Source organism: Paenibacillus sp. FSL k6-2145, assembly GCF_037976585.1.
Taxonomy (GTDB): domain Bacteria; phylum Bacillota; class Bacilli; order Paenibacillales; family Paenibacillaceae; genus Paenibacillus.
This window is the reverse complement of record NZ_CP150267.1, coordinates 965,987-978,865: the sequence shown is the minus strand read 5'-3', so window position 1 is coordinate 978,865 and position 12,879 is coordinate 965,987. Positions and strand designations below refer to the sequence as shown.

The 12,879-nt window shown below is 46.0% G+C and carries 15 protein-coding genes; 14 read left to right on the top strand and 1 reads right to left on the bottom strand.

All coding sequences use genetic code 11. The features are described 5' to 3' along the window. The first annotated feature begins 29 nt into the window (after positions 1-29). From sigY to NZ043_RS04400, 13 genes are all read left to right on the top strand, one after another. Entirely contained in the window at positions 30-560 is a 531-nt protein-coding gene (gene sigY, locus NZ043_RS04460; protein WP_091038580.1) for an RNA polymerase sigma factor SigY, read from the top strand. Between the two features lie 2 nt (positions 561-562). Then, positions 563-898 carry a YxlC family protein gene (locus NZ043_RS04455; RefSeq protein WP_339310794.1) on the top strand — a complete coding sequence of 112 codons (336 nt, stop codon included), beginning with the start codon at positions 563-565 and terminating at the stop codon, positions 896-898. Beyond that, positions 891-1,121 (top strand): sigmaY antisigma factor component, encoded by a 231-nt coding sequence (locus NZ043_RS04450; RefSeq protein WP_339310792.1) that lies wholly within the window; start codon positions 891-893, stop codon positions 1,119-1,121. Before NZ043_RS04455 ends, NZ043_RS04450 begins: the two co-directional genes overlap by 8 nt. Positions 1,122-1,253: 132 nt before the next feature. Next, the gene (locus NZ043_RS04445; RefSeq protein ID WP_024631336.1) at positions 1,254-1,637 is read left to right on the top strand and encodes a hypothetical protein; all 384 of its coding nucleotides are present in this window, start codon (positions 1,254-1,256) and stop codon (positions 1,635-1,637) included. 205 nt (positions 1,638-1,842) lie between these two features. Next, a complete protein-coding gene (gatC, locus tag NZ043_RS04440; protein ID WP_036607033.1) occupies positions 1,843-2,130 on the top strand; it encodes an Asp-tRNA(Asn)/Glu-tRNA(Gln) amidotransferase subunit GatC in 288 nt (95 codons plus the stop codon). A gap of 27 nt (positions 2,131-2,157) precedes the next feature. Beyond that, a complete protein-coding gene (gene gatA, locus NZ043_RS04435) occupies positions 2,158-3,615 on the top strand; it encodes an Asp-tRNA(Asn)/Glu-tRNA(Gln) amidotransferase subunit GatA (protein WP_339310790.1) in 1,458 nt (485 codons plus the stop codon). Between the two features lie 26 nt (positions 3,616-3,641). Next, positions 3,642-5,081, top strand: coding sequence for an Asp-tRNA(Asn)/Glu-tRNA(Gln) amidotransferase subunit GatB (gene gatB, locus NZ043_RS04430; protein WP_062836483.1), 1,440 nt, complete (start codon positions 3,642-3,644; stop codon positions 5,079-5,081). A gap of 96 nt (positions 5,082-5,177) precedes the next feature. Next, the gene (locus tag NZ043_RS04425; RefSeq protein WP_210110131.1) at positions 5,178-5,642 is read left to right on the top strand and encodes a GNAT family N-acetyltransferase; all 465 of its coding nucleotides are present in this window, start codon (positions 5,178-5,180) and stop codon (positions 5,640-5,642) included. 32 nt (positions 5,643-5,674) lie between these two features. Beyond that, the gene (locus NZ043_RS04420; protein ID WP_017692302.1) at positions 5,675-6,385 is read left to right on the top strand and encodes an MgtC/SapB family protein; all 711 of its coding nucleotides are present in this window, start codon (positions 5,675-5,677) and stop codon (positions 6,383-6,385) included. Positions 6,386-6,532: 147 nt separating this feature from the next. Further along, the gene (locus NZ043_RS04415; RefSeq protein ID WP_339310788.1) at positions 6,533-7,126 is read left to right on the top strand and encodes a hypothetical protein; all 594 of its coding nucleotides are present in this window, start codon (positions 6,533-6,535) and stop codon (positions 7,124-7,126) included. 26 nt (positions 7,127-7,152) lie between these two features. Then, positions 7,153-8,562, top strand: coding sequence for a DUF4097 family beta strand repeat-containing protein (locus tag NZ043_RS04410; RefSeq protein ID WP_339310786.1), 1,410 nt, complete (start codon positions 7,153-7,155; stop codon positions 8,560-8,562). A 167-nt stretch (positions 8,563-8,729) separates the two neighbouring features. Continuing rightward, the gene (gene perR, locus NZ043_RS04405) at positions 8,730-9,152 is read left to right on the top strand and encodes a peroxide-responsive transcriptional repressor PerR (protein WP_026081471.1); all 423 of its coding nucleotides are present in this window, start codon (positions 8,730-8,732) and stop codon (positions 9,150-9,152) included. Positions 9,153-9,292: 140 nt separating this feature from the next. Continuing rightward, the gene (locus tag NZ043_RS04400) at positions 9,293-11,023 is read left to right on the top strand and encodes a glycosyl hydrolase family 18 protein (RefSeq protein ID WP_083677479.1); all 1,731 of its coding nucleotides are present in this window, start codon (positions 9,293-9,295) and stop codon (positions 11,021-11,023) included. A gap of 264 nt (positions 11,024-11,287) precedes the next feature. On the opposite strand, the gene NZ043_RS04395 is transcribed toward NZ043_RS04400, so the two are convergent. Continuing rightward, on the bottom strand, positions 11,288-11,668 hold the full coding sequence (locus NZ043_RS04395) for a DUF2614 family zinc ribbon-containing protein (RefSeq protein ID WP_017692307.1): 381 nt from the start codon (positions 11,666-11,668) through the stop codon (positions 11,288-11,290). A gap of 122 nt (positions 11,669-11,790) precedes the next feature. On the opposite strand from NZ043_RS04395, the gene NZ043_RS04390 reads away from it, so the two are divergent. Continuing rightward, positions 11,791-12,669, top strand: a complete 879-nt coding sequence (locus NZ043_RS04390) for a nucleotidyltransferase-like protein (protein ID WP_289390363.1) — start codon at positions 11,791-11,793, stop codon at positions 12,667-12,669. Positions 12,670-12,879: the final 210 nt, after the last annotated feature.

Genomic DNA, 12,879 nt, shown 5'->3' with positions numbered 1-12,879 from the left:
CCAGATTGAACGGGAAGCAGGTGATAATCATGATAAAGGCAGCTGAGCTTGAAGAGGTACGCAGAGCAGTATCGGGAGACGATAGCGCACTCGCAGCGTTGTTGCAACGTCACTACACGTTTGTGTATAAGTATCTTGTCAAAGTTACGATGGACGCTAACCTCGCAGAAGAGACGGTGCAGGATACGATGATTCGTTGTATGGAAAATATCCATCGATATGATGGCACGTCTGCCTTTTCATCATGGATGATCACCATTGCGACCCGCATCTATATCGATAAGACAAGACGTAAGAAGAGAGAACAGAACTGGCTTGCTCTCATCCGGGATCAGGCTGTACGTCGATTCCGCTGGCAGCTTGAGACTCGGAATGAAGAATGGACAGATGTCATGGATGCGATGACAAGACTGACACCCGAACATCGTGTTGCAGTGCTACTGAAGCATTATTATGGATACGGGTATGACGAGATCGGGGAAATGCTGGGTATTCCTGCGGGAACGGCGAAGTCACGCACAGCTTATGGTCTCCGTCAGTTAAGAAAGGAGCTGGAATAAGGATGAGCAGATCAGATGATACACAAGAACAAGAAGTTGTAGAACGATTGCAGCAACACATGAAAGTGCTGGATGATGCATTTGAGCCGACAAGTATTCCTTCTTTGGGTGCACTTGAAGCCGAAGTCAGGGAACGGAGACAGATTAGACGTCGAGCCAATTGGATTGAGATGATATGTTTCTGGTTGGTTGGATTGCTTGCCATTGTGTTCGGTACATTATTGTTCGTATCTGCTCCAGCTCTATATTTGAGTATCCAGGCTCTTGGTACAGCTGTTGCCGTGATTTTAGTTGTGATCTGGGCAGGACGGCGTCGGAAGGAGGTTCATCATGAATAAAATGCATTATTCATTGGATGAAATTTCTCCACTATGGCTTATACTGCTTGGCATTTTCCTCCTGGTTCAAGGCACATGGATCTTTCAGGACGCACGCAGACGTGGACGTTTCCCTTGGTTATGGGGATTATGGGGAATCACCGGATTTCCCACGCCGCTTATTATATACTGGTTTGTCGTGATTCGATCACAGCGCATGCCAGGTGGACGAAATCCGAAATAACATCATTTTAAAAATGGAAAAAAAGATTTTGCACAAATATGTTGTTTAATTCTAGTATTCCTAGACATCGTTATTCTTTTCTAGTAGACTATACAAATAAATATTAATGATAGACTACCAGGAGGTTAGACGATGCTGCGATTAGGAGAGAAGGTTGTCATCGTCGCGGATGCGTTTGAGCAGAATCTTCCTGTGGGGGAATATGGTTTCATCATCGCTTATGACCGGAATCCGGACAATGCGTTCGATTACGTGCTTCGAGTGCCGCAGGTGAACCGGAACTTTTTTGTTCCATCCGGCGACGTCGATCTGGAAGAGGTTCTGCTGAAGCAGGAAGCTGAGCGGGTCGAGCGAGAAGCGTTGATAGATTACGCCCTTGCGACACACAATGAGAAGCTGTTTCATCATTTGATGAACGGAGATTTTCAAGCTGTGGAAGAGGAAGAGGAAACCGCGAACGATGTTATGTCACAGGCGGATTTTATAAAGCAGGTTAATCTGCGTGCATGGATTTAGAATTTTAAGAGTCGGCTGATGCCGGCTCTTTTTTATTTTATAAGTTTGATTTTAGCTTCCCGGAAGCCTGTCAGGTCATTTGCATTGAATTGTCGAACTATCTCACCTATAATGAAAAAAGTTATCTTGAGACTTTAGCCCGTTAAACGAGCGATTCGTTTCAGGTCGTTTCGGGAATCAGAACGAATGAAGGAGGCATCCGCTAATGAGTATTTCGAATAATGACGTTCAGCATGTGGCCAAGCTGGCCCGGCTCAACTTGACTGCTGAAGAAGAACAGACCCTGACAGGTCAGCTGAACGCGATTTTAAAATATGCAGAAAAGCTGAATGAGCTGGATACAGAAGACATCGAACCCACCACTCACGTTCTGCACGTAAGCAATGTTATGCGTGAAGATGAGACCAAAGAAAGCCTGTCGATTGAACAGGTGATGCGCAATGCACCGGAAGAAGAAGACGGGCAGTTTAAAGTGCCTGCTGTAATGGAATAACGGATAACCGGAAGGAGGACAAAAACTGTGAGTTTATTTGAACAATCGTTGCCTGAGTTACATAACAAGCTGCATGCCAAAGAGCTGTCGGTCAGCGATCTGGTGGATCAGGCGTATCAGAACATTGGCGCGCATGATGATAAAGTTAAGGCATATTTGGCACTAGATGAAGAACAAGCACGCGCTCGTGCACGTCAACTGGATGACCGTCTGGTTAGCGGCGAGGAGAAAGGTTTGCTTTTTGGTCTGCCTGTAGGTATTAAGGATAACATCGTTACAAACGGACTGCGCACGACGTGCGGTAGCCAATTCCTTCGTAATTTCGACCCGGTGTATGACGCGACAGTTGTCGAGAAATTGAAAGCTGCGGACACCGTAACTATTGGTAAACTCAACATGGACGAATTTGCCATGGGCGGCTCCAATGAGAATTCAAGTTTCTCCCCTGTACGTAATCCATGGGCACTTGATCGTGTTCCAGGAGGCTCCAGTGGTGGTTCTGCAGCAGCTGTGGCTGCGGGAGAAGCATACTTCACGCTTGGATCAGATACAGGTGGTTCTATCAGACAGCCTGCTTCATATTGCGGTGTTGTTGGATTAAAGCCGACGTACGGACTTGTTTCCCGCTTTGGATTGGTTGCATTTGCATCATCCTTGGATCAGATTGGACCTTTGACGAAAAATGTTGAAGATTCTGCTTATGTATTGCAAGCCATTGCTGGTTATGACGCCAAAGATTCGACATCTGCAAAAGTAGAAATTCCGGATTATTTGAGCGGACTGACAGGTGATGTCAAAGGACTTCGTATTGCTGTTCCGAAGGAATACATCGGTGAAGGCGTCGATCCACAAGTGAAAGAAACGGTTCTGGCTGCATTGAAAGTTCTTCAAGGACTCGGGGCAACATGGGAAGAAGTATCCCTTCCGCATACCGAATATGCGGTGGCTACGTATTACCTGCTGGCATCTTCAGAGGCTTCTTCAAACCTGGCTCGATTTGATGGTGTACGTTATGGCGTGCGTGCAGACAATCCGGACAACTTGCTGGATCTGTATCATCAGTCCCGCAGTCAAGGCTTTGGTCCCGAAGTGAAACGGCGTATCATGCTCGGAACGTATGCACTCAGCTCGGGTTACTATGATGCCTATTATCTGAAAGCACAGAAGGTACGTACATTGATCAAACAGGATTTCGACAATGTATTTGCCAAATATGATGTGATTATCGGACCAACTGCACCAACTACGGCGTTCAAACTGGGTTCACAGGTGGATGATCCACTTACAATGTACTTGAACGATATTCTAACGATTCCAGTCAATCTGGCTGGTGTACCTGCCGTTAGTATTCCATGTGGATTCTCGGATGGATTGCCTGTTGGCCTGCAGATTATCGGTAAAGCCTTTGATGAAACAACCGTATTGCGTGTAGCGCATGCGTTTGAACAAAATACAGAATTCCACAAGCAGCGTCCGCAGCTGTAGACTGCCCGGAACGGAGGAATATAGAAATGTCCGCATCTAAATATGAAACGGTCGTTGGACTTGAAGTCCACGTGGAGTTGCATACCAACTCCAAAATTTTCTGCGGCTGCTCCACAGCTTTTGGAGCTCCGCCGAACACGCATACCTGCCCGGTCTGTCTCGGACATCCGGGCGTACTGCCAGTACTGAATCGTCAGGCGGTAGACTATGCCATGAAGGCAGCGATGGCCCTGAATTGTACGATTGCTGATGTCAGCAAGTTTGACCGTAAAAACTACTTTTACCCCGATTCACCAAAAGCTTATCAGATCTCGCAATTCGATCAACCAATCGGTGAGAACGGCTGGATTGATATCGAAGTGAATGGTGAAACGAAACGAATCGGCATCACACGTCTTCACTTGGAGGAAGATGCAGGGAAGCTTACACATATCGATGGCGGATACGCGTCTTTGGTGGACTTTAACCGTGTTGGTACGCCACTCGTGGAGATTGTATCCGAACCTGAGATTTCTTCTCCGGAAGAAGCACGTGCGTATCTTGAAAAATTGCGTGCAATCATGCAGTACTGTGATGTATCGGACGTGAAGATGGAAGAAGGTTCACTGCGTTGTGACGCCAACATCAGTTTGCGTCCACATGGACAGGAGAAGTTGGGAACAAGAGCTGAGCTGAAAAACATGAACTCCTTCCGTGGTGTTCAACGTGGTCTCGAATATGAACAATATCGTCAGGCTGAAATTCTGGATGATGGCGGTGAAGTGGTTCAGGAGACACGTCGCTGGGACGAAGCTCAAGGAAAAACACTGTCGATGCGTGGTAAGGAACAGGCGCATGACTACCGTTATTTCCCGGACCCCGATCTCGTGAAGCTGCATATTGATGCAGCCTGGAAAGAGCGCATCAAGGCTACCATACCTGAGCTCCCAGACGAACGTAAAGCTCGTTACACGGCTGATTACGGATTGCCTAGCTATGATGCAGAGGTTATTACTTCATCCAAGGCTATAGCTGATCTTTTCGAAGATAGCTTGAAATTCACTCAGGATGCCAAATCCGTATCCAACTGGATCATGGGCGACTTGCTGGGTTACCTGAATACGAGCAATCTTGAGGTGACTCAGGTCCCACTGACAGGTCAGGGTTTGGGTGAGATGATCGGGCTGCTGGAGAAGGGCACCATTAACAGCAAAATCGCCAAAACGGTATTCAAGGAAATGCTGGAGAGCGGCAAGCTTCCACAGCAGATCGTTGAAGAGAAGGGTCTTGTGCAGATTAGTGATGAAGGCGCCATTCTTGCCATCGTTGAGCAGGTTGTAGCGAATAACCCTCAATCCGTGGAAGACTATAAAGCTGGTAAACAAAAAGCCATTGGCTTCCTTGTGGGTCAGGTTATGAAAGAAAGTAAAGGCAAGGCGAATCCTGCTTTAGCCAACCAACTGCTTGCAGATGTACTGAACCGCTAATCCTTCCGGTGAGGCCGGACAGAAAGAGGCTCGTCCCTGTGACAGCCTCTTTTTGGTATTGATAGATACAAATGTATTTCGGACGGGGGAACGGATATGAACATTCAACCATTGTCACTGAGTGATCTGGAGATGTTGGGACAGTTATGGAGACTACAACATGTAGCTTATCGATTGGAAGCCGAAATCATCGGATTTCAGGAGATTCCTCCTTTGATGGATACGATGGAGACACTGCGGGATTGTGGAGAGAGCTTTTATGGTTGTATCCATGATGACGGAGAGCTTATCGGGGCTGTTGCTGTAGCAGAGGAAGAGGAGAATACACTGACCATTACACGAATGATGGTGCACCCGGATCACTTTCGCAAGGGAATTGCGGCATCTTTGATGACGTATGTGTTGGAACAGCATGCGGATCTTCCACGTTATATCGTCTCCACAGGAACGCTGAATCAACCTGCAGTGAATCTGTACACCAAATTTGGTTTTAATCCCGTGGAGGTCACACAGATTGCACCTGGAGTGGAATTAACGACTTTTCACAAGAATAAACTTTAATAATATTAACAACTTGAGGAGGAATACCGACTTTGGGCGATCCCTGGTTCATTGATGAGTGGCACATTTTATTACGATTATTGCTGGCTATGCTGCTTGGAGGGCTCGTAGGCCTGGAGCGGGAACGGTCCAATCATGCTGCCGGTTTGCGTACCCATATCCTGGTATGTCTTGGCTCTGCACTGATTATGATGTTGTCTGTTTATGGCTTTAAAGATTTTGCTAATGAATTAAATGTAAGGATCGATCCAGCACGTCTGGCTACTGCTGTAATTACTGGTGTCGGATTCTTGGGAGCAGGGACAATTCTCTTCACGGGAAAATCCATTACCGGACTGACTACAGCTGCTTCAATCTGGGTTGTTGCAGCCATTGGGCTCGCAGCAGGGGCGGGATTCTTTTTTGCCTCTATCGTATCAACCGTTCTGGTATTGCTTAATCTCTGGGTCTTTAACAAATTAGAGCTGAGGTATTTACGAGGGAATAAACTGCATGTTGTTACACTTCATACCTTGTCAGAACCCGGTTTTCTCGAACAACTGTCTTCATGTATGGAGCAGGAAAAGATCAAAATACGTAAAATCACTGTGAATGAACAAGACCTGGCTTATGCAGAGATGGTGTCGGTTGAACGTAAAATTGAGATTGTGTTACATGTTCAGGTACCGCATGATTTCCAAACGGTAGGCTTGGTATCCAAGTTAAGACAGTGGGAACACGTTACCAAGGTGTCGATCGAATAAATGAATTACAACCCTCCCCAGGCCAGTAGTGCCGGAGGGTTTTTGGTCATATCCATATTTCTTCCAGTTACTCTCCTTGCTCTTTAGGGTACTATCTAACCAAATGCATGAAGAGCGGAAGGTCAGATCAGAAGAGAGGAGTATGTTATGAAACGGAGACGTCAATTGAACAAAAAGAATCGTTCAGTCCAGGCCAAACCGGTCAGGAATCGGACTCACAAGTTTATTGCGGGATTACTGAGTGCCATTATTCCTGGTCTGGGTCATATTTATCTGAGATTGTACATGAGAGGTTTGACCTTTATGCTGCTTGTTTTGCTTGATCTGTCAGCAGTATTGTACTTCTCATCCATTGGAATACAGATCAATGTGCCATTGCTCATCTTACTGGCTTTGTGTATCCCGGTTATTTACTTTTACAATGTATATGATGTGTTGCAATCTGCAGATTGGGTCATGATGCGCAGACGTAGAGCAGTGACCCAGGCAACTTCGGACAAGCCGATAACTAATGAACGTTCTACACGAGATGCAATGATGGTCTGGGAGAGAGGCATATCGTTTGGATTACTTCTGATTGTGGGAGGGTCTTTGATGGTGCTGTTTTTCCGCAAACCACGTTGGTTTCAAGAGATTCTCGCCATGTACGGCGGATATTCATTTGCGGTTCTCATGATCGTAGGCGGTTTGCTTTTGTTTGGTCGTGAATTCTGGGTTATGTTGAACAAGAAAAAAATGTAGTGGAAACGACACAAGGAGGGAACGTGATGAACCGTAAAGTCCGGGTTGGCCGCTATACGGCTGCCGCCTTAATCATAGCGGTCGGTGTGCTGTTGATTTTGGATAAACGGTGGGGAACTGACTATGTATATGAGATGGTGGACTGGTGGCCATTTTTGCTCGTTGTTTTAGGTGTTGAATATATTGTGCTGTTCCTGTGGACACGCAGAAGAAACAAGGTGCAATCGGATAACCCGAGCAATCCTGATGAGCAAATCAAAGTACGCTTCAGACCCGATGCCAAAGGCATTCTAACCTCACTGATTTTGGCAGCTTCCGTATTTATCGTCACCGAGCAGGATCACTACATGCACTTATGGAATAGAGTGAGTCTAAATCTCGGAGCGGCATCCATGGACTACAGTCAAGCGGCAGGATATATGGAGGATAAGGGCACGATTCGTGTACCTGTTCGCATGGATACGTCGGATCTTGTGGTCGAAGGTGTCAACGGAGATATCTCGGTACAACGCGGAGATACGGATGAGATTGAAGTACGGACGGTGATCTGGGTAGATCAGACGACGGAAGTACAGGCAAAGGCCGTTGCAGCAGCCTCTTTTGTAGAGACCGATGGTACAAAAGTAATTTATATCAAGGCTACAGGCAAGACGTATGGAGACAATGAAAAAACGCAGCCACGTATGAATCTTACCATTACGATCCCGGATGATCGTCGTTTTAATCTGGATATTCGAACTTCCAATGGAGCCATATTATTAAACCGTCCGGAAGCCATTAGTACCATACTGGCCGAAACGGGTAACGGACGTATCCGGATTACCAATGCTGTTGGAGATATCTCAGGGAAAACGTTGAACGGAGATGTCATTGTAGCCAACGCCATCGGTAATGTGGATCTGGACAGTAACCGTGGCGACATGAAGGCTCGCGGTATTTCCGGCGATGTAGATCTTACTACACAAGTGGGAAGTATCAGTATTGCGGACTCCGTTGGTGAATTCACCGCAGAGACACGCAACGGCAATATTACGCTGGATGGAGCCAATCTGGGAATCAAAGCCCAATCGCTTAATGGCAGTATTAACATCATATCTACCAAAGTCGGAGGGGACTGGGATGTGTACAGTGCGGTGGGAGCCATTAACGTATTACTTCCTGATCGTGGAGACTACAGTCTTGCGGGTTCCAGCAGTTATGGAGATTTAATTACGGATCTGCCGTTCAAAGTACAGAATAAAACCATAGAAGGCCAGCTCGGTGAGGGCGAGTACAGGGTGAAAATTGAAGGCAACAGTGATCTCACCATTCAGAGCAACCCGGCTGTATCTACGCCTGAAACAGTTACACCTGATTCTGAAGATACGGCTGAGAATCTGGAACAGACTACCGAGGACGGACCAAATTCCCAGGAGGATTCTACAGAGGTTCCTTGACTGCCGCGTTGACAATAAACTTGTAATCGCCGTACAATAAATGTACACTGGCAAGATTACACGGCATGAAAGATGGATTGTCGTTCTTAATGGCCGGGAATCAACTCTGAGCGAGGAGACAGTAACTTACTCTTCACCAGAGAATGAAAGGTAAGGCGGTGGGTTTTATGGCAACACGTGTCCAACATGCGTTGGAGCATCTGAAAACGACCGGTGTCCGTATTACACCCCAGCGTCATGCCATATTGAACTATCTGATGGAATCCATGGGGCATCCGACAGCCGATGAAATTTACCGAGCCCTTGAACCCCAATTTCCCAGTATGAGCGTGGCAACGGTATATAATAATTTGAAGATGTTTCTGGAAGCTGGCATGGTCCGGGAATTGACATACGGAGATAATTCAAGTCGCTTCGATGCCAATGTGACGGATCATTATCATGTTATCTGTGATCAATGCGGCAAGATTGAAGACTTCAGCTATCCTTCACTCAAAAGTGTAGAGCTTCAAGCGGAGTCTAGTACAGGATTCGAAGTACACGGTCACCGATTGGAAGTATACGGCGTTTGCAAAAGTTGCAGGGATTAAGAGAGTTGAATTACAATATTAACGTGCAGAATTCAGTATGGATTCTTCACGTTTTTTTTTTAGCATTTATGCAAAAGGCTCATCTTATAACAACTTATGCGCACATCCTTATGATCAGCATAATTAACGGAGGTAGACGTTTGGGTAGAAAAAGCAGATATACACGTCAGAAGCGACGTTCATTTTGGCCCGGTTTTCTGGGGGCTTGTCTGATCGCCGGGGGGGCTTACTGGCTTATAACAAATGTATGGTTGAACCAGACCCATGAAGACCCCGACTGGGTAGGAAGAAGCCAGCCTATTTTTGTAGACGGGCAACTGATGGATGGAGACGCTCTGGGTACAGGAGATCAACTCAAGTTGCCTGTAGATGTGCTGCAAGAAGCGATTGATGCAGGCATACGTTATGAATCAGAATCGGGAGATATCATCATTGCCTCTCCTCAGCGAGTCCTTCATATGAAAGATGGAAGCACACAAGCAGAACTTAACCACAAAGATTATCCTATGACAGTTAAGCCTGAGGTTAAGGACGGAGAAGCCTATATTCCGCTCAAACCTTTGAAAGAAGTATATGGCATAACCGTACAGGAAGATTCAGTAACAGGTGCCGTGCTGCTGATGCGTGGAGGAGACATGATTCAGTATGCAGAGATTGATACATTATCATCCAAAGCGGACAAGACGGTACCGTTATATAAACGTGGGGGAGAATCCTCACCAATCATTGCCGATATGGAAAAGGATGCAAGGGTACGTGTATGGCAGACGGGTGATAAACAGAGTTTTGTTCAACTCGATAATGGATATGCCGGATATGTAGATAATGATTATATTGTCCTCACCGAGAAAAAGAAGGTGGACTTGCCCAAGTATACGCTGACTGCAGCAGAGAAGAAGTGGCAGAATAAACCGGTAAATCTGGTTTGGGAAGCTGTGTACAATCGTCAGCCTGATGTGGGCTCTATCGGTAAAATGCCTGGTGTGAACGTGGTCAGCCCCACATGGTTTCATATTACGGATGGACAGGGCACTGTGAAAAGCAAGGGAAACCAAGCTTATGTGAACTGGGCTCACCGTTCGGGTATGGAAGTATGGGGACTCATGGATAACAGCTTTGATCCGGACGTTACAAAAGAAGCCGTAGCTTCTTACGAGACACGCACGCATATCATTGAGCAGATGTTAGAGTATGCACAGACGTATCAACTGGATGGTATCAATATCGACTTTGAGAACGTGTATACAGATGACGGGCCGAATATTACGCAGTTTGTGCGCGAGATCAAGGCGATGGCACGTATACATGGATTGATGTTATCGATCGATGTAACACCAAAATCAAATAGTGAGATGTGGTCCGCTTTTCTGGATCGCCGTGCATTAGGTTCTTTTGCAGACTATGTTATTGTGATGGCTTATGATGAACATTGGGCTGCCAGTCCCAAAGCAGGTTCGGTAGCGTCTCTGCCATGGACCGAGGCTTCCATGAGACGCATACTTGAGGAGGATGAAGTCCCTTCTAACAAGTTGATCATGGCGGTTCCGCTCTATACCCGGATATGGACGGAAGAGACGAATGATCAGGGTGAGGTTAAAGTGTCTTCCAAAGCGGTGGGCATGAATACCATTGTGGAGCTGATCCAAGAGAAGAAACTCAAACCTGAACTGGATCAGGCAAGTGGACAGAACTATGTGGAATATAAGGAAGACGGAGCTACCAAGAAAATATGGATCGAAGATGCCGTGTCCCTTCAGGCGCGTGTGGATTTGATTGCTTCGTTGAAGCTGGGCGGAGTAGCAGCATGGAATCGGAGTTTTGCTAATGCCTCTGCATGGGAGGTATTAAAGCAGGCTGGTTACCAGAAATAATTTACTCAGAACAGAGTGTCTGATTGCTTTAATTTATTTTCGCTAAGCTCAAAGTTTCTCCTTTGGTACCATCATACGTGCAGTCTACCGTTTTATTGGTCGTAGAATTTATAACATAATTTCATATCTTAGCTATTGATAACAGCAACAAGGGCTCACTTATAAGCCAAGTCCAAAAAAGGTCCGGTAAACATACCGGGCCTTTTTTTTGTTCTTCAATGAAATTAAGGGAAAAGACATTTAGCGGTTGGAGATCATTTCGTGCTAACCATCGGTTGGGGGAGCTTGTGTAGAAGGCGCTTTCAGTTGTTGACTGGTCATGTTGGCTTTATTGGGGTCCAGGGTGAGGATGGTATGACAGAACATACAACGATCCGTTTTGCCAAGCATTTTGGTTAACTTCCCGCATTCCGGACAGTCGACTTGTACTGCGCTGGTGGAGAGCATACCCGCCCAGAAATAAATGGCTAGACTGGCCATCATGGCAATCAGTCCGATGACGAGCCCTACAGCTGCGAATACCTTGCCTGCATGTCCCCAGAAAACAATCCCGGCTGTTCCCAGTATCATTAGGCCCATACCTAGCATGGTCAGTAGTAATCCCCAAGTGCGAAAAGCATTAATTTTTGCTGATTTAAAAATCATGAAAAATGCTCCTATCGTATGAGTAGTATTGGACCTGGAAAAGAAGGAAACTTCAGTCTGGATGTAGAATTACATTATAACTGACTTGGCGCTTATCTGCCATGAAATGTATGGAGGGAATCGTGGAATTAAAGAACCTTGCTTTTTTGTCCGAACAGTCGGAAGAGACAGGGGCAGTTGGGGCTATCGCTTATTCCCACCCGGGAGAGCGATTCCACGGCTCCCTAATTCAAGATTTCGAATTATTAGTACTTGTTGTTCATAATGATGATCAATTGAAGTCGGCGGTTGGACATTACAGATATGGTGATCTTCGTTATCAGATGATCTATGCAAGCCGTCATGAATTAAAGAGTAGTGTAGTTACCGGGAATCATAATAATCTCACCCAGTGTCTGATTGAAGGTGAGATTATCTGGGAAGCGGACAGCGCCCTAAGTGATTTGCGAGAAGAACTGTCTGCCTTTGGGGCAGAATTGCGTGAGCAGAAGCTGCTACATGAATTCACCAGTTTCTTGAGAATGTATGTGGAGGCCAAACGTCATATTCAGGAAGGTCATGTTGTAGACGCCTACTACAATGTATTAGAGGCTCTGGGGAACTGGGCAAGAATTGTATTGATTGAACAGGGGATATACCCGGATCATGCCGTCTGGACACATGTGCAGAATCTGGATCGCGCTTTATGGAAACTATATCAAGAGCTTACCGTAAGCTCGGAGACGCTGGAGCAGCGAGTGGAGCTTGTCCTGCTTGCCTGTGAGTTTTCCGTAATGTCCAAAATGAGTGAATGCTCAGAACTGCTGCTGCGTGTGTTAAGAAGTCGCAAGGAGCCGTGGAGCATGAATGAACTTGTTCATCATCCGCAGTTAAGATTTGTTCGAGAAGATCTGCCTTTGGTTATACGTAAGCTGGTCTTTCGTTCTATTGTAAAAGAATCGGCAGGATGGCCATCGATCGAAGGAGAAGGTAGGGAAATTCGGTATTGGATTGAGGCATAACCTCCTCCCGAAGCCTAACGCTATATTGATCACATAAGGGAGGGGAAACCTTCCTTTTTTGTTTGTTTAATAATTTATAAAAAGAGGTTGACTCTCATTCACGATATATGATACATTATATTTCGTTCCTCAAACGAGATTATCGCCAACAAACGATAAATTCTTCAGAGGAAAAGTGAAGAACTAAAGCTTCCAAAAAGAAATTAAAAA

Bases quoted from the DNA above. Each gene is read 5' to 3' on its own strand.
- sigY (WP_091038580.1), top strand. From the start codon at position 30: ATGATAAAGGCAGCTGAGCTTGAAGAGGTACGCAGAGCAGTATCGGGA.
- NZ043_RS04455 (WP_339310794.1), top strand. From the start codon at position 563: ATGAGCAGATCAGATGATACACAAGAACAAGAAGTTGTAGAACGATTG.
- NZ043_RS04450 (WP_339310792.1), top strand. From the start codon at position 891: ATGAATAAAATGCATTATTCATTGGATGAAATTTCTCCACTATGGCTT.
- NZ043_RS04445 (WP_024631336.1), top strand. From the start codon at position 1,254: ATGCTGCGATTAGGAGAGAAGGTTGTCATCGTCGCGGATGCGTTTGAG.
- gatC (WP_036607033.1), top strand. From the start codon at position 1,843: ATGAGTATTTCGAATAATGACGTTCAGCATGTGGCCAAGCTGGCCCGG.
- gatB (WP_062836483.1), top strand. From the start codon at position 3,642: ATGTCCGCATCTAAATATGAAACGGTCGTTGGACTTGAAGTCCACGTG.
- NZ043_RS04425 (WP_210110131.1), top strand. From the start codon at position 5,178: ATGAACATTCAACCATTGTCACTGAGTGATCTGGAGATGTTGGGACAG.
- NZ043_RS04415 (WP_339310788.1), top strand. From the start codon at position 6,533: ATGAAACGGAGACGTCAATTGAACAAAAAGAATCGTTCAGTCCAGGCC.
- NZ043_RS04410 (WP_339310786.1), top strand. From the start codon at position 7,153: ATGAACCGTAAAGTCCGGGTTGGCCGCTATACGGCTGCCGCCTTAATC.
- perR (WP_026081471.1), top strand. From the start codon at position 8,730: ATGGCAACACGTGTCCAACATGCGTTGGAGCATCTGAAAACGACCGGT.
- NZ043_RS04395 (WP_017692307.1), bottom strand. From the start codon at position 11,668: ATGATTTTTAAATCAGCAAAAATTAATGCTTTTCGCACTTGGGGATTA.